The sequence below is a fragment of the Rhodospirillaceae bacterium genome, assembly GCA_028819475.1.
GTDB lineage: Bacteria > Pseudomonadota > Alphaproteobacteria > Bin65 > Bin65 > Bin65.
This window is the reverse complement of the sequence record JAPPLJ010000012.1, coordinates 1-23934: the sequence shown is the minus strand read 5'-3', so window position 1 is coordinate 23934 and position 23934 is coordinate 1. Positions and strand designations below refer to the sequence as shown.

General features: G+C 68.0%; 17 protein-coding genes. 8 read left to right on the top strand and 9 right to left on the bottom strand.

Annotated elements, in window-relative coordinates:
- Window positions 1–13: 13 nt before the first annotated feature.
- Both OXM58_02840 and OXM58_02835 read right to left on the bottom strand, forming a co-directional pair.
- Window positions 14–1639, bottom strand: coding sequence for an ATP-binding protein (locus OXM58_02840; protein ID MDE0147283.1), 1626 nt, complete (start codon window positions 1637–1639; stop codon window positions 14–16).
- Between the two features lie 99 nt (window positions 1640–1738).
- Window positions 1739–3997: an NADP-dependent malic enzyme gene (locus OXM58_02835; GenBank protein MDE0147282.1), complete on the bottom strand. Its 2259-nt coding sequence runs from the start codon at window positions 3995–3997 to the stop codon at window positions 1739–1741.
- Window positions 3998–4223: 226 nt separating this feature from the next.
- Here OXM58_02835 and mutS point away from each other — a divergent pair, with 226 nt between their 5' ends.
- Entirely contained in the window at window positions 4224–6878 is a 2655-nt protein-coding gene (mutS, locus tag OXM58_02830; GenBank protein ID MDE0147281.1) for a DNA mismatch repair protein MutS, read from the top strand.
- A 23-nt stretch (window positions 6879–6901) separates the two neighbouring features.
- Here mutS and OXM58_02825 read toward each other — a convergent pair whose 3' ends face one another.
- A complete protein-coding gene (locus tag OXM58_02825; GenBank protein MDE0147280.1) occupies window positions 6902–7870 on the bottom strand; it encodes a hypothetical protein in 969 nt (322 codons plus the stop codon).
- A gap of 264 nt (window positions 7871–8134) precedes the next feature.
- Between OXM58_02825 and OXM58_02820 the strand changes: the two genes are divergently transcribed.
- The 6 genes from OXM58_02820 (at window position 8135) to OXM58_02795 (ending at window position 15733) form a co-directional block, all read left to right on the top strand.
- Window positions 8135–10912, top strand: a complete 2778-nt coding sequence (locus OXM58_02820) for a [protein-PII] uridylyltransferase (GenBank protein ID MDE0147279.1) — start codon at window positions 8135–8137, stop codon at window positions 10910–10912.
- A 56-nt stretch (window positions 10913–10968) separates the two neighbouring features.
- Window positions 10969–11310 carry a hypothetical protein gene (locus tag OXM58_02815; protein MDE0147278.1) on the top strand — a complete coding sequence of 114 codons (342 nt, stop codon included), beginning with the start codon at window positions 10969–10971 and terminating at the stop codon, window positions 11308–11310.
- Window positions 11307–11909, top strand: coding sequence for a hypothetical protein (locus OXM58_02810; GenBank protein MDE0147277.1), 603 nt, complete (start codon window positions 11307–11309; stop codon window positions 11907–11909). Before OXM58_02815 ends, OXM58_02810 begins: the two co-directional genes overlap by 4 nt.
- On the top strand, window positions 11906–13492 hold the full coding sequence (gene murJ, locus OXM58_02805) for a murein biosynthesis integral membrane protein MurJ (protein ID MDE0147276.1): 1587 nt from the start codon (window positions 11906–11908) through the stop codon (window positions 13490–13492). Before OXM58_02810 ends, murJ begins: the two co-directional genes overlap by 4 nt.
- Before the next feature lie 66 nt (window positions 13493–13558).
- On the top strand, window positions 13559–14590 hold the full coding sequence (gene trpS, locus OXM58_02800) for a tryptophan--tRNA ligase (protein MDE0147275.1): 1032 nt from the start codon (window positions 13559–13561) through the stop codon (window positions 14588–14590).
- Window positions 14591–14821: 231 nt separating this feature from the next.
- The gene (locus OXM58_02795) at window positions 14822–15733 is read left to right on the top strand and encodes a DUF2333 family protein (protein ID MDE0147274.1); all 912 of its coding nucleotides are present in this window, start codon (window positions 14822–14824) and stop codon (window positions 15731–15733) included.
- A 199-nt stretch (window positions 15734–15932) separates the two neighbouring features.
- Here OXM58_02795 and gshB read toward each other — a convergent pair whose 3' ends face one another.
- The 5 genes from gshB to rsmI all read right to left on the bottom strand — a co-directional run bounded on the left by gshB (window position 15933) and on the right by rsmI (window position 21221).
- Window positions 15933–16877: a glutathione synthase gene (gene gshB / locus OXM58_02790; GenBank protein MDE0147273.1), complete on the bottom strand. Its 945-nt coding sequence runs from the start codon at window positions 16875–16877 to the stop codon at window positions 15933–15935.
- A 755-nt stretch (window positions 16878–17632) separates the two neighbouring features.
- Window positions 17633–18868, bottom strand: coding sequence for an ATP-binding protein (locus tag OXM58_02785; GenBank protein MDE0147272.1), 1236 nt, complete (start codon window positions 18866–18868; stop codon window positions 17633–17635).
- A 124-nt stretch (window positions 18869–18992) separates the two neighbouring features.
- On the bottom strand, window positions 18993–19874 hold the full coding sequence (locus OXM58_02780) for a transglutaminase-like domain-containing protein (protein MDE0147271.1): 882 nt from the start codon (window positions 19872–19874) through the stop codon (window positions 18993–18995).
- A gap of 9 nt (window positions 19875–19883) precedes the next feature.
- Window positions 19884–20279 (bottom strand): YraN family protein, encoded by a 396-nt coding sequence (locus OXM58_02775; protein ID MDE0147270.1) that lies wholly within the window; start codon window positions 20277–20279, stop codon window positions 19884–19886.
- 21 nt (window positions 20280–20300) lie between these two features.
- The gene (gene rsmI / locus OXM58_02770; GenBank protein MDE0147269.1) at window positions 20301–21221 is read right to left on the bottom strand and encodes a 16S rRNA (cytidine(1402)-2'-O)-methyltransferase; all 921 of its coding nucleotides are present in this window, start codon (window positions 21219–21221) and stop codon (window positions 20301–20303) included.
- Between the two features lie 107 nt (window positions 21222–21328).
- On the opposite strand from rsmI, the gene OXM58_02765 reads away from it, so the two are divergent.
- The gene (locus tag OXM58_02765; GenBank protein ID MDE0147268.1) at window positions 21329–22573 is read left to right on the top strand and encodes a penicillin-binding protein activator; all 1245 of its coding nucleotides are present in this window, start codon (window positions 21329–21331) and stop codon (window positions 22571–22573) included.
- 28 nt (window positions 22574–22601) lie between these two features.
- Here the strand turns inward: OXM58_02765 and hemW are convergent, their stop codons facing one another.
- Window positions 22602–23852, bottom strand: coding sequence for a radical SAM family heme chaperone HemW (gene hemW / locus OXM58_02760; GenBank protein ID MDE0147267.1), 1251 nt, complete (start codon window positions 23850–23852; stop codon window positions 22602–22604).
- Between the last annotated feature and the right edge of the window lie 82 nt (window positions 23853–23934).

Below are 23934 nucleotides of genomic sequence, written 5' to 3'. Positions count from 1 at the left end.
GGGCTGCGTCCGGCTACGCCGGCTGCCCTGGTTCCGTTTCTCCGGGGGGCAGCGATGCGGCGGCCGGCGCCGGCGGGAACACGGCGGTGAAGCGGCTGCCCACGCCGATCTCGCTGGCAATTTCCAGCCGCCCGCCATGGCGCGCCAGAATATGCTTGACGATCGCCAGCCCCAGGCCGGCGCCGCCAGAATCGGGGGGTTGGCCGCCAGCGCCGGCAGGGGTCCCGCCGGAAGGCGCCGCAACATTCGCCCCGACGTTGCGCGCGCGGGCAACGTCGACACGGTAGAAGCGCTCGGTCAGCCGCGGCAGATGTTCCTCCGGAATGCCGTCGCCGCAGTCGTTCACGGATACCGCCACTTCGCCGACGCCCGGTCCGCTCCCGCCCGGAGCGAAGACCCGGACCTCGATCGCCGTGCCGGGCTTGCCGTATTTGATCGCATTTTCGATCAGGTTGCGGGCGACCCTGGCAATCTGGTCTTCGTCGCCGACGATTTCCGCCGGTTCGAGCTCGTGCATCGCGACGATCCGGCTACCCAGCCGCTCGGCAACGATCTTCAGTGCATCGATCACGCGCCGCACCGTCGCGTTGAGTTCGACCCGGCCGGTCGGCGGTCGGTGCTCGTCCATCTCGATGTTCGACAGCGACAGCAGCGAATCGACCAGCCGCGTCATGCGCGCCGTCTGCTCCTCCATGATTCTCAGGAACCGCTCCTGGGCCGCGGCATCGTTTGCCGCCGGACCGCGCAGGGTTTCGAGAAAACCGGCCAGCGAGGCGAGCGGCGTGCGCAGTTCGTGGGAGACGTTGGCGACCAGATCGACCCGCATCCGGTCGGCCTGGATCTGCGGGGTCAGGTCACGCAGGAGAATCAGCGCTCCCCGGAGACCGTCCGGCTCCCGGCCGGACCCGTCCTGCCGGTCCGGCGATCCGGCCCGCGCCGGTTGGCCGAGCGGCGCCACCAGCGCCTGGAGATGGCGGTCCTGCGGCACGGATTCCCGGATCGTCACCTCCCGCTCGACACCGTCCTCGACGGAGTGCTGGACTGCCGCCAGCAACTCCGGATGGCGAATCGAATCCGGCAGCGGCCGGCCCTCGGCAACGCGGCGCAACAGGTCTTCCGCCCCGCGGCTGACGGCCAGAACGTCCCGGCCTTCGCTGACGAGGACTGCCGGCACCGGCATTCGACGCACCAGATCGACGGTTGCCTGCTGCATCGCAGCGCCCGTCCCGGTCTCGCCCCGGTCTGCGGATCCGACCGGTTCATGCCCTGTCGGCGCGGCTTCGGGGCGGTGCCGCGACGATCGCATCGCGACGGCCCGCAAGAGGAGGCCGGTGGCGAAACCGGCCGCGAGCCCGGCCAGTATGCCCTGCACCGCGCCGGCGCCGGAGTTGACGATGCCGGCGACCGCGCCGGCGGCCGCGCCGGCGGCAAGCGGCGCCGTCAGGTCCCTTCCGGATGCGCCCCGGATGGCGGAGGCAGGCGGCGCAGCGGGGCGCAGGCCGGAAGGCCCGTGCCGGCCCGCCGTTTCAGGCGCATCCGGTGGGGAGTCCTTGCCTGTCTCCGGCGTATCGCTGCCTGTATCGGCCACGTCCGGCCCCCTGTCCCAATGCTTGCCGATGTCCGGTGCACTTGCCGGCACGGCCCGTACATCCGGGCATAGTATGCGCCGGGCATGACATCACGGTGAAATGTCCGAGTCCATGGCGGGCCGGTGCGGCCGGACCCTGAAACGGTCGGTTCAGGCGGCGTCCGCGGCGGCGAAGGCCGCCAGGTTCAGCAGGTCGTTGACCGTCGAGCCCATCTGGGCGATCTGCACCGGCTTGTCGAGGCCCAGCATGATCGGCCCGATCGCCGTGCCGCCGCCGATCTTCTGCATCAGCTTGGCGGAGATGTTGGCGGCGTCGAGATCCGGCATCACCAGGACGTTAGCCGGGCCCGACAGCCGGCAGAACGGATAGAGCGCCATCAGGGCCGGATCGAGTGCGACATCGGCGGAAAGGTCGCCGTCGTATTCGAAGTCGGTCCGGCGCGAATCGAGTAATGCCACCGCGTCGCGAATCCGGTCGCCCCGGTCGGTCAGGGGATTGCCGAAATTCGAATGGGACAGGAAAGCGACCCGCGGCTCGTGGCCCAGGTCGCGCGCCTTGGCGGCGGCCTGCTCCGCGATATCGGCCAGCATGACCGAGGTCGGCTCCTCGTTGACGCTCGAATCGGCGATAAACACGGTCCGTCCGCGCGCGACGATCATCGTCATGCCGAAGACCCGGGCGCCCTGGCGGTTGTCGATGAGATAGCGGATCTGCTCGTAGCTGACGGCAAAGCGCCGGGTCAGGCCGGTCAGCATGGCGTCCGCCTCGCCGCTCGCGACCAGGCAGGCCGCATAGACGTTGCGGTCCTGGTTCACCATGCGCTGGCAGTCGCGGAACAGCCAGCCCTCGCGTTGCTTGCGCTGGTACAGCAACTCGGCGAACTGTTTGTGGGACGTTGATTTGCGCGCATTGTGCACGTCGACTCCGGCAGGCAGTTCGAGGCCAGCCTCCTCAAGCGCGGCCTGGATCAGCTGCTCGCGGCCGACCAGCACGGCCGTCCCGTAGCCCGAGGTGACATAGGCGATCGCCGCCCGGATGGCCCGTTCCTCCTCGCCCTCGGCGAAGACCATCTTCCTGGGGTTCGCGCGCGCCTGGTCCAGCACCCGTTGCAGCGAAGAGGCGGCCGGGTCCAGCCGGCTGCGCAGTTCCTGCCGGTAGCCGTCTTCGTCGACGATGAATTTGCGGGCGACGCCGCTCTCCATGGCGGCGGTGGCGACGGCGTACGGCACCGCCTCGATCAGGCGCGGATCGAACGGCACCGGGATGACATAGTCGGGGCCGTAGCGTAGACGGCGGCCGGAATAGGCCGCGTCGACTTCGTCCGGAACGTCCTCCCGCGCCAGCTTCGCGAGCGCTTCGGCGGCGGCAATCTTCATCGTGTCGTTGATCGTCGACGCCCGGACGTCGAGGGCGCCCCGGAAAATGTAGGGGAAGCCCAGCACGTTATTGACCTGGTTCTGGTAATCCGACCGGCCGGTCGCGACGATGGCGTCGGCGCGGACTGCCTGAACCTCCTCGGGCGTGATTTCCGGATCCGGGTTGGCGAGCGCGAAGACGATCGGCTTGGCGCTCATCCGCTTGATCATTTCGCCGGTGAACGCGCCCTTGACCGACAGGCCGACCGCCACGTCGGCGCCGCTGACCGCGTCTTCGAGCGTGCGCGCGTCGGTGGCCGCCGCGTGGGCCGATTTCCACTGGTTCATGCCCTGCTCGCGGCCCTGATAGATGACGCCGCGGGTGTCGCACATGACGACGTGGTCTTCCGGCACCCCCATCGCCTTGATCAGTTCGGCGCAGGCGATACCCGAAGCGCCGGCGCCGTTGATCACGACTTTCGCCTTGCGGATCGAACGGCCGGTCAGGTCGAGCGCGTTGATCAGGCCGGCCGCCATGATGATGGCGGTGCCGTGCTGATCGTCGTGAAACACCGGAATGTCGAGGAGTTCGCGCAGCTGCTGTTCGATGATGAAACAGTCCGGCGCCTTGATGTCTTCGAGGTTAATCCCGCCGAAGCTCGGCCCGAGATAGCGGACGCAGTTGACGAAGGCGTCGACATCGTCGGTGCTGACCTCCAGGTCGATCGCATCGACATCGGCAAAGCGCTTGAACAGGACGGCCTTGCCCTCCATCACCGGCTTCGAGGCAAGCGCGCCCAGATCGCCGAGGCCGAGAATCGCCGTGCCGTTGGAGATGACGCCCACCAGGTTGCCGCGCGCCGTGTAGTCGTAGGCCGCGCCTTCGTCTTCCGAGATGCGCAGCACCGGCGCCGCGACACCGGGCGAATAGGCGAGCGCGAGGTCCCGCTGGGTCGTCAGCGGTTTGGTCGGCGATATTTCGATCTTGCCCGGCCGCCCGGAGGCGTGCATCAGCAGGGCTTCCCGGTCGGTAACGTGTTCGGATTCGGACATGGCGGCGGCGCTGGCGGGCTGGGTGTCGGATGCCGCCGTTATAGGCCGCGCCGCCGCGCCTGCCCATCGCCGCGTCCGTCACACCCCCATCCGGCGCATCCCCTACGGCGCATCTACGGTCGGCGGGGGTTTTGCCGACGACGATATCGACAACGGGCGCAAGCTTGGCGAGGATAGCGGCGATGCGCCCCGGAACGCCGAGCAAAGGCCCCGCCCTTTCCCGACTATGAACGTCCCCGTCGAACCGCCCGGGAAACCGGGCCTGACGCCCATGCTGGCGCACTACCGGGAGGTCAAGGCGGCGCATCCCGACTGCCTGGTGTTCTACCGGATGGGCGATTTTTACGAACTGTTCTTCGACGATGCCGTCGCCGCGGCAGGCGCGCTTGACATCACACTGACCAAACGGGGCAAGCAGGCCGGCCAGGATGTGCCGATGTGCGGCGTGCCGGTCCATGCGGCGGAGACCTATCTCGCGCGTCTGATCCGCGCCGGATTCAAGGTCGCGGTGTGCGAGCAGATGGAAGATCCGGCCGAGGCAAGGAAACGCGGCGGATCGAAGGCGCTGGTCCGGCGCGACGTCATTCGGGTCGTGACCCCCGGCACGCTGACCGAGGACACGCTGCTCGACGCCCGGGCCCACAGCTACCTCGCGGCGCTGGCCGAGGCGGGCGGCGAACTGGGCCTGGCGTGGCTCGACATGACGACGGGCGATTTTGCCGTCCAGCCGGTCACGCCCGGCGACCTAGGCGCGGTGCTGTCACGGCTCGAGCCATCGGAAATCCTCGTCTCCGACAGGTTGATCGAGCAGCCCGCGCTTTACGAGGCCTTCGCCGAGTGGAGCGACCGGCTGACCGTTCAGCCGGCCAGCCGTTTCGACAGTCTGAATGCCGAGGCCCGCCTCACGGCGCATTTCGCTGTCGCTTCGCTCGATTCGTTCGGGGCCTTCACCCGCTCGGAAACGGCCGCGGCCGGCGCGTTGCTCGACTATGTCGATCTGACCCAACGGGGCCGGGCCCCGCGCCTGTCGCGCCCGATCCGCCATGGCGGCGGCGATACGATGGAAATCGACGCGCCGACGCGGCGCAACCTGGAGCTGGCCCGAACCCTGTCGGGCGAACGGAAAGGCAGCCTGCTGTCGGTCGTCGACCGCACCCTCACCGGCCCCGGCGCCCGGCTGCTGGCCGAACGGCTCGGTGCGCCGCTGACCGATGTTGCGGCCATCGAAGCGCGGCTCCGGCTGGTCGGCTTCTTCGAGGACGATCCCGGCGTTCGCGACCGGGTGCGCGACCTGCTGAAACAAACGCCTGATGCCGAGCGGGCCCTTTCGCGGCTGTCCCTGGGCCGCGGCGGTCCACGAGACCTTGCGGCGATCCGCGACGCTCTGGCAGCGACCGGTCCGCTGGGCGGAGCCCTCGGCGCCACGGGCCTCGCCGGTCTCGAAGAATTGACCGACCTCGTCCGCCGCCTCGGCAGCCACGACCCCCTGGTCGACCGGCTGAGCCGCGCCCTGGCGGAGGATCTGCCTCTGCAAAGCCGCGACGGCGGCTTCATAGCGCCGGGCTATTCCGAAGCGCTCGACAAGCAGACGGCGCTCAGGAAGGACGGCCGCGGCCTGATCGCGAGGATGGAAGCGGATTTGCGCGAAAAGACCGGAATCCCTTCGCTCAAGATCCGGCACAACAATGTGCTTGGCTACTATATCGAAGTCTCGACGGCGCAATCGGGCAAGCTGCCGACCGGCGCCGAGAGTCCCTTCATCCACCGGCAGACCATGGCGAGCGCGACGCGCTATACCACGGTCGCCCTTTCCGAACTGGAATCCGATCTCGTCCGCGCGGTCGACCGGTCGCTGGCGATCGAACTGGCGCTGTTCGACGACCTGCTCGCCGAAACGCTGGGCCAGGCGGAACCGATCGCCCGGGCGGCCCAGGCCATGGCGGAACTCGATGTCAGCGCCGCCCTGGCCGCCCTGGCCGCCGACAACGGCTGGTGCCGGCCCACGGTAACGGCGGATGCGTCCTTCGCCGTGTCGGCCGGCCGGCACCCGGTCGTCGAGGCGATGCAGCCCGATACGCCCTTCGTGCCGAACGACTGCGACCTAGGCCCCGACCGGAACCTGTGGTTGCTGACCGGGCCGAACATGGCCGGCAAAAGCACGTTCCTGCGCCAGAATGCGTTGATCGCGATTCTCGCGCAGGCCGGCAGCTTCGTGCCGGCGCAGAGCGCGACGATCGGCATCGTCGACCGGCTGTTCTCGCGGGTCGGCGCGGCCGACGACCTTGCGCGCGGCCGTTCCACCTTCATGGTCGAGATGGTCGAGACCGCCGCGATCCTGAACCAGGCCTCGCCGCGCTCGCTGGTCATACTGGACGAGATCGGCCGGGGCACCGCCACCTTCGACGGGCTTTCAATCGCCTGGGCGACGGTGGAGCATTTGCACGACAATCTCCGGTGCCGCGCCCTGTTCGCGACGCACTATCACGAACTGACCGCGCTCTCGGCCCGTCTCGACCGGCTGTCGCGGCACACCATGCGGGTCAGGGAGTGGCAGGACGAGATCGTCTTTCTGCACGAGGTTGCGCCCGGCGACGCCGAGGCCAGTTACGGCATCCATGTCGCCCGCCTGGCCGGCCTGCCCGGCGCCGTTGTCGCGCGCGCCGAGGAAGTCCTGGCGACCCTGGAAGCCGGCGATCAGGGCGCGAACGTCAATCGCCTGGCCGACGACCTGCCGCTGTTCAGCGCTGAGATTGCGGAGCCGCCCCGCGCAGCCGGCCCGTCCGAAGCCGAGACGCTGCTGGAGGATCTCAATCCGGACGACCTGACGCCGCGTGAAGCGCTGGAATTCCTTTACCGGCTGCGCGCGACCGTTCGCGATTGAAACGCCCTGCCGCGCGGCCGGCGTCAGCGCGCCTCGACAGACAGGCCCAATTCCCGCGCCAGCCGGTCGATGCCCGCCGGGGTGGACCTGCTGGTCAGCGCTAGGCGCAGCAGCGGAACGGGTTTCTCCGGCGTCGCCTTGAGGGCGATCGTGCCGCGTTTTTTCACAAACACGATCAGGGCGTCGTAGGCCTGCCGGACGATTTCGAAAGGTTGACCGGCTTTTTGCGCGGCCAACCCCGCCAGCGCGCGATCGATGACTTGGCTCTTGTCCTGACCTGTCTCTTCGGCCCGCATTGCCGCCAGCCGGTCGATCGCGCCGCGGTCCGTAAACGAAATTTCGAGCCGGCCGATTTTCGCGCCCGCCATCAGACCGGCGACATAGGCGGGATCGATTTCGCCGCCACTCTGCATCTCCTGCAGGATTGCGATATCCAGCCCGTGAAGCTGCCCCTGCGCGCTGAGCGTACCCCATTTCCGGATCGCCAGATCGAGCGTTTGGAGATCCGCGATCCGGGTGTCGGGCTTGTAGTCCCACCGCGCCTTCAGATCGGCGACGAAAGCCGTGACGCCGGTCGCCGCCGCAAAGGCCGCGACTTTGCTGTTGGTGGCCGTCAATCCGCGGATTTCGACATCGCCATAGGGTGACATTCCGATATTGTTCCAGTCGATCCGCCGGATATGCACTTCTGCGGCTGCAACCGCCGTGGGCCGGCCGTCCCAGTCCGTGCCCTTGATGCTGAGGTTGCGGATCAGAACGCCTTCGTCGCCCAGCGCCTCGGCGTCCGCCCAGTTGACCGAGCCGCCCGACGCCTTGAACCGTTCGGAGTTTTTCAGCCCTGCGAAGAGCCTTTCGGCGCGGGCCTGCCCGGTTGCGGATGCGCCGTTGTCCGCAGGCCCGCCGAAGTCGCCCGAAAGGACGGCAAGGTAGATGACAGCGACGGCAACGGCGGCGAGGACGCCGGCAATTCCAACACGGGACAGGCTGGTCATGGTCTGCTCGTCGGTGTCCGGTGGCCTGTCCAAGATATGGCAGCGCAAAGGCGCGTCCCGCATGTTCCTGCCTGTGCCGCAACGTCGCGCCACGGCAGGAACGGCTCCCGGCCGGAAATTGCAGCAGGCCGCGCCCGCATTGGCGCGGCGGCTGGCCTGTATTCCGTACGGTAATAGTTTATACGAGGCGCGGACTGCGGGCCGGCGGCGCGTCGCCGGCGCAACCGCGCACCGACGCGGCAAAGTCATCGGACCGATCGAGTCATGGATTTTTCGAGCGCGGCGCCGCTTGCCAACCAACGCCGGATCGTCGACAGGCGCGAGCTTGTCGAACAACTCGATGCCGTTGCCGGGAGCGCCGGCGATCCTTCGGCGGTGCGCGCGTCCGTTCTCAAGGTTCTCAAGGCGGCGCTGGACGCCGGGCGGCTGGAAGTCCGGCAGCGGTTCGACCGCGAGGCCGATACCGCGCTGCGTGGCCATCAATGCGTCCAGGCCCACTGCTTTCTCGTCGATCAGATCGTCCGCGTGATCTACGACTTCGCCTACGAACGCGTCTATCCCGTGGCAAACCCGACGGAAGGCGAGAAACAGGCGATCGTCGCCGTCGGCGGCTACGGCCGGGGTGAACTGGCGCCCCAGTCCGACATCGATCTGCTGTTCCTGTCGAACTGGAAGCTGACGCCCCACGCGGAGCAGATCGTCGAATTCCTGCTCTATACCTTGTGGGATCTCGGCCTCAAGGTCGGCCACGCCACCCGGTCGATCGACGAGTGCATCCGGCTGGCAAAGTCCGATCTGACGATCCGGACCGCCCTGCTGGAAGCCCGGTACCTGTGGGGCGACGCCGCGCTGTACCGCGGTTTGCGCCAGAAATTCCGCGATTTCACCGCCGCTGAAGGCGACAACGGTTTCGTCACCCAAAAGCTGGCCGAGCGGGACGTGCGGCACGCGAAGATGGGTGACAGCCGCTATGTCCTGGAGCCGAACATCAAGGACGGCAAGGGCGGCCTGCGCGATCTCCATACTCTGTTCTGGATCGCCAAGAATCTCTATCGGGTCGACGCGATCGGCGATCTGGTCGACCGCAATGTCTTCTCGGATCTTGAAGCGGGCCTCTTCCGGAAGGCGCACGCCTTCCTGACCACCGTCCGCTGCCACATGCACTATCTGACGGGCCGCCCGGAGGAACGCCTTACCTTCGACGTTCAGCCCGAGATCGCCCGGCTTATGGGCTACGGCGACCGGAAAACCCAGCGCGGCGTGGAGCGCTTCATGCGGCGCTACTATCTGGTTGCCAAGGATGTCGGCGACCTTACCCGGATCTTCTGCGCCGCGCTGGAGGACGAGACCAAACGGCGCCCGTGGGTCCGACTGCCGGGGCGTCTCAGCGGGGAGCGGGAGCTCGGCGATTTCGTGGTCCGGTCCGGTCGCCTGAATATGAAGAGCGAGGAAGTGATCCGGCGGGATCCGGCGAATATGCTGCGACTGTTCGAAACGGCCCAGATTCACCGGCTCGACATTCACCCGTCTGCGCTGCGGCAGATCACGCAATCGCTGAAGTCGATCGACAATGCGGTTCGCGAAGATCCGGCGGCCAACGCCAGCTTCCTCGCCATGCTGACGTCGAAGAACGATCCGGCCGGGACGTTGAAGCGGCTGAACGAGGCCGGGGTGATGGGCCGCTTCATCCCGGACTTCGGCCGGGTCGTCGCCCAGATGCAGCATGACATGTACCATGTCTACACGGTCGATGAGCATACGATCCGTGCGGTCGGCCTGCTGCACCGGATCGAGACCGGCGACCTCGCCGAGGATCACCCGCTGGCGACCGAGATCGTCCACAAGGTTGCCTCACGCCGGGCGCTCTACGTCGCTGTCCTGATGCACGATATCGCCAAGGGGCGCGGCGGCGATCACTCCGTAATCGGCGCAGAACTGGCCCTCGACCTGTGCCCGCGGCTCGGATTGGACAGCCAGGAAACCGAGACCGTCGCCTGGCTGGTCCGGTATCACCTGGTGATGAGCAACACCGCCCAGAAACGCGATATCGACGACCCGAAGACGATCCGGGATTTCGCCGACCACTGCCAGTCGCCGGAGCGGCTGCGCCTGCTGCTGGTCCTGACCGTCGCCGATATGCGCGCGACCGGCCCGGCCGTGTGGAACGGCTGGAAGGCGGCGCTCCTGCGCGAACTCTACTACCGGACCGAAGAACTGCTCAGCGGCAGTATCGAGGCCGATACCGTTGCGGCGCGCGTCGCACGGGCCAAGGACGCGGTCGCGACGCATCTGGCGGATTGGCCGTCCGAAGATATCGAGGAATTTTTGGAACTCGGCTACACCGCATACTGGCTTTCGCTCGACAGTGCGACCCAGGCCCGCCACGCCGCGCTTACCCGAAGCGCACATCGGGACAATGCGGAAATTTCCATCGATGTAGGGATCGACGAGAAGCGTTCGGTTACCGAGGTCACGGTCTATACGCCCGACCATCCCGGCCTGTTTTCGCAAATCGCGGGCGCCATGGCGCTGTTCGGCGCGTCGATCGTCGAGGCGCGCATCTTTACCCTGGCCAACGGCCATGCGCTGGACATTTTCACGATCCAGAACACCGCCGGCAAGGCGGTCTCCGATCCCCGCGATCTGGAGCGCCTCAAGAACCGGATCGCCAACAGCCTGACCGGCGAACTGCGGCCCTGGCGCGAGCTGGTCGGCAGGGAATCGCTGCCGCGGCGGGCGCGCGACGTGTTCGAGGTGCCGCCGCGCGTCCTGATCGACAATACCGCGAGCAATTTCTTTTCTGTCATCGAAGTCAACGGCCGCGACCGGCCGGGCCTGTTGCATGACGTGACCCGCGCCTTGACCGAATGCGGCCTGCAGATCGGCACCGCCAAGATTTCGACCTACGGCGAACGCGTTGTCGACGTTTTCTACGTCAAGGATGTCTTCGGCATGAAAATCACCAACGCGCAGAAACAGGAAGAGGTGCGCAAGGCCGTCCTGATGTCCCTCAGCGCAGAGCCTGAATACGCGGCAGCCTGATTTGTTTGACATTACTAATATTTTGTGCAACATATGGACCTCAAAAGGAGGCCACCATGCCTGAATCGATTACGATAACGATGGCCCAGTTGCGGGATTTGCTAGCCGCGGTTGGCGTTGCGGTCGCCGATGATGCCGCGGCCGATACCGGTTCCTACGGTCCGGGCATGGCCGACGAAGGCGCGGTCTACGGCGCTGTGGCGGCGTCCAAGGATCGCCGGATCGCAGCGCGGATCGACGATGTCCTCTACGAACGGGCCAGGGCCGCGACCGGCATTGCCCGGGATTCCGATCTGGTGCGCGCCGGGCTGGAGGCGCTGGCCGATCCGGACGAATTCGGTTCCTGGCTGGCTGCCCGGCGCGGCTCGTTGCCGCGGGAATTCACGATCGATCTGTGAGCCTCGCGGCTGATCTGGCGCGCTGGCAGCGCCGCATCCGGCCGGAAAAGCGCCGGACGCCCCTCGGATACAGGGACCGTTCGGCGCTGCCGTTCTTTCCGGCCGTTTCCCTCGCCGGGCCGGTCATGCTGGACACCTGCGCCTATATCGATGCCTTGTCGGGGAAGATGCCGCTCGCATTGGAGGCTCTGTTGCCGGGCCGCCGCCATCTCCACTCGACCGTTTGCCTGGCCGAACTGGCCTTCGGGCTCGGTGCGATTAAGCCGGATGCCGCTCATGCCGTGCGGTCCCGGTCGACGCTCGGGGACCTGCTCGACCGGATCGAGATCAGGCGAACCGTTTCCCTTCCGGCGTCCGGCTGGATGGCGGCGGGGCTGATCGCCGGCGTGCTCGCGCGGCTGCAGGGCGGCAGCCGGGCCGAGCGCCGGCGCTTCCTCGCGGACGCCGCCATCTATCTTTGCGCGCGGACGGCGGGCGCCACGCTGCTTACGGCGAACTGGCGCGATTTCGACCTGATCGATCAGCTTGCGGTCGACGGGCAGGCCGGCGCCCGGCTGCTCTGCTATACGCCCGAGACATCGCAGGGCGGCGGCTCGTGAAGCTGCTTCGCTCCTCCGCCATCGTCGCGTTCTGGACCCTGGCGAGCCGGATTCTCGGCTTCGTGCGCGATATCCTGATGGCGCATTATCTGGGCGCGGTCGGCGTGGTCGAAGCGTTTATCGTCGCGTTCCGCTTCCCCAACATGTTCCGCCGCCTCGCCGCAGAGGGCGCTTTTGCCGCCGCCTTTGTGCCGATGTTCTCGAAACGGCTCGAGCGGGACGGCCGCCGCGAGGCGATGCAGTTTGCCGACCGGGTCTTTTCCATTCTGGTACTCGGTCTCGCGATCTTCACCGTCGTCGTCGAAATCTTCATGCCCCAGGTGCTGCTGGTCGTGGCGCCGGGCTTCCATGCCGCGCGGCCGGAGCTGTTCGACACCGCGGTCCTCCTGACCCGGCTGACCCTGCCCTACCTGCTGTGCATGGCGATCGTCGCGATGATGAGCGGAATGCTCAACTCGACCTACCGCTTCGCCGCCGCCGCTGCCGCGCCGATCCTGCTCAACGTCGTGCTGATCCTCGGCCTGCTGTTCGCCCGGGACCGGTTCGAGACACCGGCCCACATGCTGGCCTGGGGCGTCGCCCTCGCCGGCATCGGCCAGTATGTCTGGCTCGCCTGGGCCTGCCACAGGGCCGGCCTCGGCCTGCGCCTGCGCCGGCCGCGGCTGACGCCGGCCGTCAAACGGCTGCTCATGCTGATGGTGCCCGGCCTGGTCAGCGGCGGCATGACCCAGATCAATATCCTGATCGGCACCATTATCGGCACCTTCCTGACCGGCGTCGTCTCCTACATCCACTTTGCCGACCGGGTGTACCAGTTTCCCCTCGGCCTCGTCGGCATCGCGATCGGCACGGCGCTGCTGCCGGAGCTTTCGCGCACGCTGCAAAGTGACGAAGCGCGCGCCAACGCGGTCCAGAACCGCGCCATCGAACTGTCGATGCTGCTCACGCTGCCGGCGACCGCCGCGCTCATCGTCGCCGCGCTGCCGATCGTCACCGTGATGTTCCAGTATGGCAGGTTCACGCCGGACGCCGCCGCCGCCACAGCCTGGGCGCTCGCCGTATTCGCCACCGGCCTGCCGGCCTTCGTGCTGATCAAGGTGCTGTCGCCCGGCTTCTTCGCCCGGCAGGACACGCGCAACCCCATGATCTACGCAGTCATTTCCATGGTCGTGAACATGGTCCTGTCGCCCTTGCTGGTCTGGCCATTGGGCGTCGGCTATCTCGGCATTGCGATCGCCACGTCGGTCGCCGCCTGGATCAACACCTTGCTGCTCGCCTGGTTTCTCGTCCGGCGCGGCCATCTCACGCTCGACGCGCGGCTGCGCGCGCGGCTGCCGCGCTTCGCGCTGGCCGCGCTGGTCATGGCGGGCCTGCTCTGGCCGGCTGCCGACGCCCTGTGGCCGTGGCTTTCCGGCGCGGTGTGGCAGCGGGTTCTCTCGATGCTGGCGATGGTAGTCGGCGGGGCGGTGGCCTACGCAGCCCTGTGCCTGCTGCTGCGCGCCGCGTCGGTGGCCGAAATGCGGGCCATGCTGCGCCGCTCCGACCGCGAGGACCGGGAAGCCGGGACGATTCCGCCGCCTTGACCGGGCCGGCGCGGACGGGCTTAGTCCTGCTCCGCTCATCCTGTTCCGCGCCATCCGGCCCGTTCCATGAAACGCATCTTTTCCGGTATCCAGCCCTCCGGCGGGGTCACGCTCGGCAATTATCTCGGCGCGATCCGCAATTGGGCGCGGCTGCAGCACGAGGGCTTTCACTGCATCTATTGCATGGTCGACCTGCACGCGGTCACGGTCTGGCAGGACCCCGCGCAACTGGCCGACCAGACCCGCCAGGTTACCGCCGCGCTGCTCGCTTCGGGCATCGATCCGAAGGTCTCGGTCGTGTTCCACCAGTCGGCCGTGCCGGCGCATGCCCAGCTCGCCTGGATCTTCAACTGCGTCGTCCGGCTCGGCTGGATGAACCGGATGATCCAGTTCAAGGAGAAGGCCGGCAAGGACCGGGAGAATGCGTCGCTCGGCCTCTACGCCTATCCGGCGCTCCAGGCGGCAGACGTGCTGCTCTACCACGCGACCCATGTGCCGGTCGGCGAGGACCAGAAGCAGCATGTCGAGCTGATGCGCGACATCGCCCAGAAGTTCAATCACGACTTCGGCGTCGATTTCTTCCCGCCGCCCGAGGCGATGATCTTCGGCGGCGCGACGCGGGTGATGAGCCTGCGCGACGCGACGAAGAAGATGTCGAAGTCCGACCCGTCAGACATGAGCCGGATCAACATGACCGACGATGCCGACGCCATCGCGCTCAAGATCCGCAAGGCGAAGACCGATCCGGAGCCGCTGCCGGGGCCGGAGGTCGTCGGCGCCGACGGGCAGGTGACGCAAGCGGCCGAGGACGCGCGTCCCGAGGCGTTCAACCTCGTGCGCATCTTCGCCACGCTCGCCGACCGGCCGGTCGCCGAGGTGCTCGGCGAGTTCGAGGGCCAGGGCTTCGGCCGCTTCAAGCCGGCGCTCGCCGATCTCGCGGTCGACCGGCTCGGCGCCATCAACGCCGAAATGCGCCGGCTGCTCGACGATCCGGCGGAGATCGATCGGGTGCTGGCCGGCGGCGCGGAAAAGGCGCACGCCATCGCCGACCCGATCCTGGCGGAAACCTACCGGATCGTCGGCTTCCTGAAGGCCTGATCGCCGCCGGTCCGGCCGCATCGTCCGGCGCCGGCGGGCCTTGTTGCCGCCGCCGCCATTCCCCATCTCTTGGCGATGGCCCGCAGAGCAGACCCGCTGTTTGACGACGTCCCCGACCGGCCGCGCCCCGGCGCCGGAGAGGCGAGGCGGCCGGGCCGGCTCCGGCGGCTGTTCCGGAGCAGGTCCGGCACAACGCGCCCACCGGATCGCCCGGTCGCCCCGCCGCGCCGTTTGCGCTGGCGCATCGCCCGCTGGGCGCTCTGGGGCCTTCTCGCGGTCGTCCTGCTCTACTATCCGGTCGGCATGGCTCTCATGCACCGGATCGGCGACGACACCGAAATGACTGCGCCGGCGGAAAAGGGCGCCAGCCGGGCGGTCGGGATGGCGGCGGCGCTGATCCGGCGCGAGACCGTCGATCACGCCTGGACGCCAAATGATCCCTTCATCTATCCGTCCTGGGCGCTCGACAACCTGCCCAACTTCCAGGTCGGCGTCCGCGACGCGCTCGGCCGCTTCGCCATCGAAATGGCCGACAAGATCGGCCGCACCCGCGGCTCCAGCGTCGTCGACAAGGATCTCGAAGACGCCATGGGCAAGCTGCGCTACTCGCCCTACACCTGGGTCTGGGATATCAGCGTCAGCCTGCTGCCGACCTCCTCGACCGAGGCGCAGTACCGCGCCGCCATGCGCTCGCTGCTGCGCTACAACACCCGCCTCGCCGCCGGGGCGGCGACCTTCGAGCGGCGCGCCGATAACCTGCAAACCCTGATCGACCGGGTGAACGCGGATATCGGCTCGGATTCCGCGCGCATCGCCGAGCGGGTCGAGCGGTTCGGCGGCATCGTCTTCGATACGCGGTCCGACGACCTGTTCTACCGCACCAAGGGCCGGGTCTACGGCTACTACATGATCCTGCGCGAACTCGGCGCCGACTTCGCCGGCATCCTGGCCGAGAAGCAGGCGCAGACGGTGTGGGCCAACATGATGGCGAGCCTGCGCCGCGCCGCCGAACTGCAGCCGCTCATCGTGCGCAACGGCGCGCCCGACGGCATGCTCCAGCCCAACCACCTGGCCGCCCAGGGGTTCTTCCTGCTGCGCGCCCGCACCCAGTTGAAAGAGGTCAGCGACATCCTCCAGCGGTAGGGCGGTCTACGTTCGCCGCATCGCTTGAGGGCACTGCTGTGCGCGCAAAACCCACCAGTGTCACCCCGGACGGAGCGCAGCGACGATCCGGGGTCCAGAGCCGAAAGCGCAGTCCTTTCCTGCGGCCCTGGTCCCCGGCTCTCCCTGCGGTCGGCCGGGGTGGCAATCGTTGATTTCCTGAAGGGGTTTGCCGGGCTCCCTAATCCTGGAGCCTCCCCTCGATGGCGTCCCAGATTTGCGCCTCGATCTTCGTGCCGGACAGGCGGTTGGTCTCCTGGATGCCGGTCGGCGAGGTGACGTTGATCTCGGTCAGCCAGTCGCCGATCACGTCGATGCCGACGAAGACCAGCCCGCGCGCCCTGAGGTCCGGGCCGATGCGGGCGCAGATTTCCCGCTCCCGGTCGGTCAGCACGGCCTGCTTCGGCTGCCCGCCGGCGTGGAAGTTGGCGCGCGCCTCGCCTTCGTTGGGCATGCGCGAGACGGCGCCGGCGACTTCGCCGTCGACCAGGATGATGCGCTTGTCGCCCTGGCGGATCTCCGGCAGGTAGCGCTGGGCGATGATCGGCTCGCGGAACTGCTCGGCATACATTTCCAGCAGCGAGCCGAGATTGTCGTCGCCGGGCCGGAGGTGGAACACGCCGGCGCCGCCGTTGCCGTAGAGCGGCTTGACGACGATCTCGCCATGCTCGTCGCGGAACCCCCGGATCGCCTCCGGATCGCCCGAGACCAGGGTCGGCGGCATCAGGTCCGGATAGCGGTTGACGTAGATTTTCTCCGGCGCGTTGCGCACCTCGGCCGGGTCGTTCACCACCAGCGTCGCCGGGTGGATATGCTCGAGAAAATGGGTCGTCGTGATGTAGGCCAGGTCGAACGGCGGATCCTGGCGCAGCAGGATCACGTCCATCTCCGAAAGGTCGGCGAGCCGCGCCGCGCCGAGGTCGGCATGGTTGCCCGGCTCGGCCCGTACCGTCAGGCGTTGCACCGGCGCGCTCACCGTGCCGTCGCGGAAGCGCAGCCGGTCCGGCGTGTAGTAATGCAGCGTGTGGCCGCGCGCCTGGGCCTCCATGGCCAGCACGAAGGTGCTGTCCGCCCGGATGTCGATGCTGTGGATCGGATCCATCTGGATCGCGACGCTGAGCGCCATGTCATGCCCCGTACAAGTATGTCCGGCCCGCCTGCGGCTTTCGCCGGTTCACCTAAGGCAAACCCGCCGTCAAGGGAAGCCGGCCCGCCCGGCGGCCGCGGCCCGGCCGGCCTGACGGATGGGGCAAGGTGTCAGGAGATGTCATGATTCGTCATGTTTCTTCGTTTCCGGCCAGGTTCGGCGCCTCAGGTTCGGCTGTCCTCTTCCTCTTTTGAAGGATTCGAGCGGCACCCCGAGGGGGTGTGCGGCGATGTCATGAAATGTCATGTCGGTGCTGTCTGCACCCTTTCCCGTCATTCCGACCGGAGCGGTTCGAAGAACCGCGGAGCGGAGGAATCTCGTCGCCGGCATTCGCCACCTGTATTCCCTTTCGAGCCGAGGTCCCTTCGCTCCCTCCGGTCGGGGTGACGGAAAGGAAGAACGCCCGGCCTCGATAACGGACAAGCGTGCGTGCAGGTGTCATGAAATGTCATGATTCGTCATGTTGTGTCCCGTTTCGGTGCAGCCCGCCGGGTCGTCCGGGACGATCGGCGCCGCCCGCTGCATCGTCCGGACCGTTCAAGGCGGGGCCTCCGGCACGGGAAAAGAGACGGCCATGAACCGACTCCGATTTTCATGAATTGTTCCAATCTACGAATATAGGGATTCTTTGCATATTGCAAGCACATTTTCCGAAACTGGTCCGGATTTCTGCTGCCCGCCTGCGGAAAGGCGCGGGGAGGCCACCCGAAGAGCGGCAGGCTCCCGACGGAAGATCAAACGGGAAGCATCGATCGCTGTTCCCGCATTTGCCGCTTGATGAAACTCGAAAGAAGGGGAACGGCAAACAGGTATTTGCCATACCTGTTCTTGTACACGAGCCCTGCCTGGCTCAACGACACGAGCATCTGGCTGACGTGGCTGCGGCTGAAGGGTTTGTCCAACAGGGTTTTGGACAGGTCGGCGACCTCCTGGACCGTGAATTCGGAATCGCTGTCCGGGAGCGAGGCGATGACCTCCATCAATTCCCGCTGGCGATCTGTCGCGCGCGACCAGCGCCCGGCAAAGAAGTCCGTATCCAGTTTTCTGAGGATGTCCGGACTGGAGACCGACATCTCCTGCCCGCTCCTGTGTTGGTTCAGCCAGGTATCGAAATATTCGCGGCAAATAAACTGGATGAAGTAAGGATAACCTCCGGCCGTCTTTTGTATGCGCTCGACGGTCTCTTCCTTGAAGGCGATCGGGCAGTTTTCGCCCTCGATCGGCCTTGTAATCGCATCGCGGCTGTCCCGGTCGTTCAATTGCGTCAGGAACAGCACATGGAACATCCGCTCGGTATACGTTCTGGCCTCCATAAGTTTCGGAAACAGCGTCGGGAGCCCGGTCAGCACAAGCATGTAGGGAACGCCCATTCTTTGTATCGACTGGAACACGTCGAGCATCAAAGAGAGCGGAAACTGCCCTTTTCCGGCGTGGTCCGCCAGATTTTGCGCTTCGTCATAGGCAAACACGATTCCCGGTGTATTCCCTGGCGAAAGCGCTTCCCACACAGACAACAGAACGGCTTTGAGCTTGTCGGACACAAGGCCGGGAGTCTTGTCGAAAATCGAGCGAAGATCGTCATAGCCGAGAGGATGAGAGGCCTCGACCTCCCTGCCGCCGAAGCCCATCTGAAGCTGCTTCTCCGTTCGAAGGAGCAAACCGGATGTCACGACGGCCAGATCCGCCATCATGCGCTCGGAGAGGTTCTGCTCGGTCAGGCTTGCCGCTTCGGACAGGTCCTGGCCGACCCATAGCCAGCCGGCCTGTCTTGCAATCGGCTTGAAGGTCTCGAGCAGGACCGTTTTGCCGACGCCGCGCAGCCCGGTCAGGATCACATTTTCCAGGATTGTCTTTTGGCGTAATGCCTTTCTGAAATCGTCCAGTTCCTCTGTCCGGCCGGCCAGGTACGGGGGCATATGGCCCGCGCCGGGCCTGAAAGGGTTTTCGAACGAGTAGCCGGACGCGCTCATGGAATCACCTTTCGTTAAATAGCAAGCTAAAATTAGTTGAACGACTAACATTAGTCAATAGAATAATGATATATAACATGAAGCAGGAGCGTTTGACGTTTGCCCCGCGGGAGCGAATCCGCCCCTAGTTCAGCCTCCGCCGCAGCTGCTGCATCAGGCGGGCGACCTGGCGCTGCCAGGCGCCGGTATCGTCGAGGCCGGCGACCTTGCCCAGCGCGTCGAGGGCGGCTTTCGGCCGGCCGGTTTCGGCGTTGAGCACGCCCAGCGCGTGCCACAGCGCCGCCCGGTCGGGCGCGTAGAGCAGCATCCGCTCCACGGTCGTCCGCGCGTCGTCCAGCCGGCCGGCCTGGATCTGCCGCAGCTTGATGTTGTTCTGCAGGCGCAGGAGGATGTCGCGGTTCGAGGCCGGCGAATAGTGGTGCGGCTTCAGCTCGGCATCGTCGCCCTCGACCAGCTTGATGAGCGCGCGCAGGCCTTCGGTTCCGACCGTCCGGCCGCCGTCGAACGGGTCGACCATCAGCCGCTCCGGACCGTCGCTGAGCCGGACCAGGAAGTGGCCGGGAAAGTTGACGCCCTCGGCCGGCCAGTCCATGGCGCGGGCTAGGTGGAGCCAGAGGATGCTCAGCGCGATCGGCAGGCCGCGGCGGCGCTCGATGACCGCGAGCAGGTTGGCGTTGCGCAGGTCGTCGTAGCTTTCCCGGTCGCCGCGATAGTCGTGCCGGCCGTGCAGCACGCCGGCGATGGCTTCCGCCCGCCCCGCCGGCGGCAGGCCCGCAACGGTCGCCGCGCCCCGCAGGTCTTCGGCGAGGCGGCGCAGGTGGCCGACCTCCCGGTCGAGGGATTGCCACGGCCGCTCCAGCGCACCGAGCGCCAGGCACGCGCCGGTCAGGTCGATGGCCGCGTCCGGCGCGCCGCCGAGCGCCGTCAGCCATGCCTCGGCGGCGTCGGGGTCCGCGAAGGCGCGGTAGCCGCCGCGCGCCGGGTTCCCGTCGGTCAAACCGGTCATTCCCGCTCCTCAGGCCTGCCAGGCGTTCGGCAAATGTAGCGGCAGGCGGCCCGGCGTGACCAGCACGACATCGAAACGGACGGTGAGCCGCGCCAGCCCCGGCCGCGCCGAGAGCAGCCAGCCGGCGGCGTTGACCAGGCGGCGCTGCTGGGCCGCGGTCACCGCGCTGCCGAGGTCGCCCGACTCCGGCCGGTGCTTGACCTCGACGATGGCGAGCGTGCCGCCGCGCCGGGCCGCGATGTCGATCTCGCCGACCGGCGTGCGCAGGTTCTGGGCCTCGATCCGGTACCCCTTGCAGCGCAGATACCAGGCGGCGGCCGTCTCGGCGCGCAGGCCGGCGCGCCGAGCCCGCCGGCGTTTCTCGCGCCCCTTTCCCGTCCCCTTTCCCGTCCCCTTTTCAGTCAAGGCCGCCGGCTCATTGCGGGCTCATTGCGAGGCCGGCCCGCGCTCTTGCGGCGCCTCATTGGAAAGCGCAAGCGCGCGCTGGTAGACCGAGCGCCGCGGCAGTCCCGTCGCGTCGGCGACCGCATCGGCGACCGAGCGGACGCTGTCTCCGGCCGCAAGCCCGGCGCGGACCAGGGCGTCGGTGTCGTGGCCGGGTTCGCGGGCGTCGTCGTCCGCCCGGCCGCCCACGACGACCGCGATCTCGCCCTTCGGCGCGGTGTCGAACCCCGCCGCCAGCTCCGCCAGCATGCCGCGGCGCACCTCCTCGTAGCGCTTGGTCAGCTCGCGCGCCACCGCGGCCGGCCGGTCGCCCAGGATATCGGCCATCGCCCGCAGGCTCGCCGCGAGGCGCGGACCGCTCTCGTAGAAGATCAGGGTGCAGGTCTCGCCGGCGAGTTCCGCGAGCTGCCGCCGCCGCTTCGCGTCCTTCGGCGCGAGGAAGCCGACGAAGCGGAACCGGTCGGTCGGTAGGCCGGAGACCTGCAGGGCGGCGATCGCCGCGGTCGGGCCAGGCACCGCCTCGACCCGGTGGCCGGCCGCGATGGCGTCGACGACCAGCCGGTAGCCGGGATCGGAAATCAGCGGCGAGCCCGCGTCGCTGACCAGCGCCACACTCTTGCCCGCATTCAATGCTTCAAGGATCGCCGGGCGCTGCCGGGCGGCGTTGCGGTCGTTGTAGCTGCGCAGCCGCGCCGCGATGCCGAAATGGGCGAGCAGCCGGCCGGTCACCCGCGTGTCTTCGCAGACGACCAGGTCGGCCTGGGCCAGGGTATCGAGCGCGCGCAGGGTGATGTCGCGCAGGTTGCCGATCGGCGTCGCCACCGGATACAGGCCCGGCGGGAGGGGCGGCGCATCCGGTTCGCGGGCCGCGTCCCGGGCCGGCTTGTGCGGCGGTTCGGTCATCGGCCGCAGCGTTTACAACAAATCCGCCAGTCACTACCTTGATTGCGGGACATCGGATACATGGCTTCGGACCGGCTCTTGACGGGCAGAAAATACGGGAGCGACAGGTGACGGTAGCCCATGCAGGCGCGCCCATAAAGGCGGTGGCGACGGCGGATGGCGCAGTTCGGGCGGCGCGCATGCCAGCCGCGATGCTCGCGATACTGCTGATGCTCGCGCTTTCCCTGGCGGCTTGCGCTCCCAAGGGCAAGCCCGGATCGGCGGCCAAACCGCCGGACCGCGTGTCCCGCGAGGCCGGCCGGGTCACGATCGCCCTGCTCCTGCCGCTTTCGGGCCGCTATGCCGATATCGGCAAATCCATGGAAAACGCCGCGCATATGGCGGTCATGGAATCGGGCAGCGGCACGCTCACGGTTCTCTCCTTCGATACCGCCGGCACGGCCAGGGGCGCATCGGCGGCGGCGCGCAAGGCTGTCGCGGCGGGCGCCCGGCTGATCGTCGGCCCGCTGTTCCGCGATGCGGTCGCCGCGGCGAAGCGCCGGGCCGCCCGGGCCCGGATCAACCTGCTCGCTTTCTCGAACAGCGAAAGCGTCGCCGGTGGCAACGTGTTCCTGCTCAGCTTCCTGCTGCGCCAGCAGGTCGACCGGATCGTCCGCCATGCCGCCGACAACGGTTTCTCGGAGATCGGCGTGCTGGTTCCGGCCTCGGCGACCGGGGAGCGCATCGTCATGTATGCCGAGGCGGCGGCGCTGCGCCACGGCGCGGAGGTCCTCCGGACGGCCTTCTACCCCGGCGAGATTGCGCCGATGCGCGAGCGGATCGAGGCCTTCGCCGAGGAGCCGCCCTACCGGGCCGTGCTGATCCATGCCGGCGGCGACCGGCTGCGCACCGTGGCCGGCCTGCTGGCGCTGAACGACGTGCTGTCGCCGGACTACCAGTATCTCGGCATGTCGAACTGGAACGACCCCAGCCTGCAGTCGGAGCATGTCCTGCGCGGCGGCTGGTTCACGGCGCCGGAACCGGACATCAGCGCCCGCTTCGCCGGACGCTACGAACAGGCCTTCAAGGCGAAGCCCGACCGCTTCGCCAGCATGGCCTACGACGCCGTCGCGCTCGCCGCGGCCCTTGCAGAACGGGGGCGGGAACGGGGGCAGTCCGGGGGTAGCCCGGGGCGCAATCCCTTCACCCGGCGCGCGCTCACCGATCCGAACGGCTTCCTCGGCGCGGACGGCATCTTCCGCTTCGGCGAGAACGGCCTGATCGAGCGCGGCCTCGCGGTGCTGGAAGTGCGGCGCAAGGGCTTCCGGGTCGTCGATCCCGCGCGCACCAGCTTCGCCATCGGCACGAACTAAGACGGGTCCGCTCCCGGCTCCTAACGCATCACCGCACAATCGCGGCGAGCACGGCGTTGAGGCGCTGGCGGCCGGCGGCAGTGGCGCGCAGCCGGTCCGGGTCGTCGACCAGCAGGCCGGCTTCGGCGAGGCGCGCGACGGCGTCCCGGTCCAGGGCGGCTTCGATGTTTTCCGGATCGTCGCTCAGCGCCGCGAGCCGGGCAAGCGGCACGCCTTCCGCGGTGCGCAGGCCCATCATGACGGCCTCGACGATGGCCTCGGCGCCGGAAACGATCGTGCTGCCCTGCTCCGCCGCCTGCGGATCGTCCGCCCGCGACGCCCGTTCCAGCCACACCTCCGGCGCGCGGTGCTGCCGGGTGGCGTGGCGCGCGCCGCCGAGCGTCAGCCGGCCGTGGGCGCCGGGGCCGATCCCGGCATAGTCGCCATAGCGCCAGTAGGCGAGGTTGTGGCGCGATTCGGCGCCGGGCCGGGCGTGGTTGGAAATCTCGTAGGCCGGCAGGCCCGCGGCATCCATCGCCTCTTGGGTGGTTTCGTACAGGGCTCCGGTCGTATCGTCGTCCGGCGTCGCCAGCTCGCCGCGCTGCCATTGCGCGTGGAAGGCGGTGCCCGGCTCGATCGTGAGCTGATAGAGCGAGAGATGGTCGCCGGCCTCGGCGAGCGCGCCGCGGAGCTGCGCCCGCCAGTCCGCCGCCGTCTGCCCGGGCAGGGCGTAGATCAGGTCGAAGCTGAACCGGCCGAAAGAGCGGCGCGCCAGCCGCAGCGCCCGCCGCGCGTCGCCGGCGGAATGGTTCCGGCCGAGGAACTGCAGGTCCCCGTCGTCGAAGCTCTGCACGCCGATCGAGACCCGGTTGACGCCGGCCGCCGCGAAGCCGGCGAAACGCGCCCGGTCGGCGGCCGCCGGGTTGGCCTCAAGGGTAATTTCGGCGTCGCTGTCGAGGTTCCAGACCGCCGCCGCCTCGTCGATGATCGCGCCTGCGGTCTGCGGCGGCATCAGGCTGGGCGTGCCGCCGCCGAAATACAGGCTGGTCACACGCCGCGGGCCGGTCCGCGCCGCGCAGGCCCGCAGCTGCCCGAGATAGGCCGCCTGCCAGGCCGCAATGTCGATCGTCTCCCGGACATGGGAGTTGAAATCGCAATAGGGGCATTTCGACAGGCAGAACGGCCAGTGGATATAGACCGCCAGATCGGCCGGGCGGTATTCCTTTTCCCCCCCTCCCCTTGGGGGAGGGGGTCGGGGGGAGGGGTATGCGGACCGGGCAGCAGTGCCGGACTCCGGCATCGGCGCGGCGGCGAACGGGGGGGGGGCGCGCCCCCCCCCCCCCCCCCCGGGGGGGGGGGGGGGGGGGGGGGGGGGGGGGGGG

Excerpts from the sequence above, each read along its gene's own strand:
- OXM58_02835 (MDE0147282.1), bottom strand. The coding sequence starts at position 3,997 with ATGTCCGAATCCGAACACGTTACCGACCGGGAAGCCCTGCTGATGCAC.
- mutS (MDE0147281.1), top strand. The coding sequence starts at position 4,224 with ATGAACGTCCCCGTCGAACCGCCCGGGAAACCGGGCCTGACGCCCATG.
- OXM58_02825 (MDE0147280.1), bottom strand. The coding sequence starts at position 7,870 with ATGACCAGCCTGTCCCGTGTTGGAATTGCCGGCGTCCTCGCCGCCGTT.
- OXM58_02820 (MDE0147279.1), top strand. The coding sequence starts at position 8,135 with ATGGATTTTTCGAGCGCGGCGCCGCTTGCCAACCAACGCCGGATCGTC.
- OXM58_02815 (MDE0147278.1), top strand. The coding sequence starts at position 10,969 with ATGCCTGAATCGATTACGATAACGATGGCCCAGTTGCGGGATTTGCTA.
- trpS (MDE0147275.1), top strand. The coding sequence starts at position 13,559 with ATGAAACGCATCTTTTCCGGTATCCAGCCCTCCGGCGGGGTCACGCTC.
- gshB (MDE0147273.1), bottom strand. The coding sequence starts at position 16,877 with ATGGCGCTCAGCGTCGCGATCCAGATGGATCCGATCCACAGCATCGAC.
- OXM58_02785 (MDE0147272.1), bottom strand. The coding sequence starts at position 18,868 with ATGAGCGCGTCCGGCTACTCGTTCGAAAACCCTTTCAGGCCCGGCGCG.
- OXM58_02780 (MDE0147271.1), bottom strand. The coding sequence starts at position 19,874 with ATGACCGGTTTGACCGACGGGAACCCGGCGCGCGGCGGCTACCGCGCC.
- rsmI (MDE0147269.1), bottom strand. The coding sequence starts at position 21,221 with ATGACCGAACCGCCGCACAAGCCGGCCCGGGACGCGGCCCGCGAACCG.
- hemW (MDE0147267.1), bottom strand. The coding sequence starts at position 23,852 with ATGCCGGAGTCCGGCACTGCTGCCCGGTCCGCATACCCCTCCCCCCGA.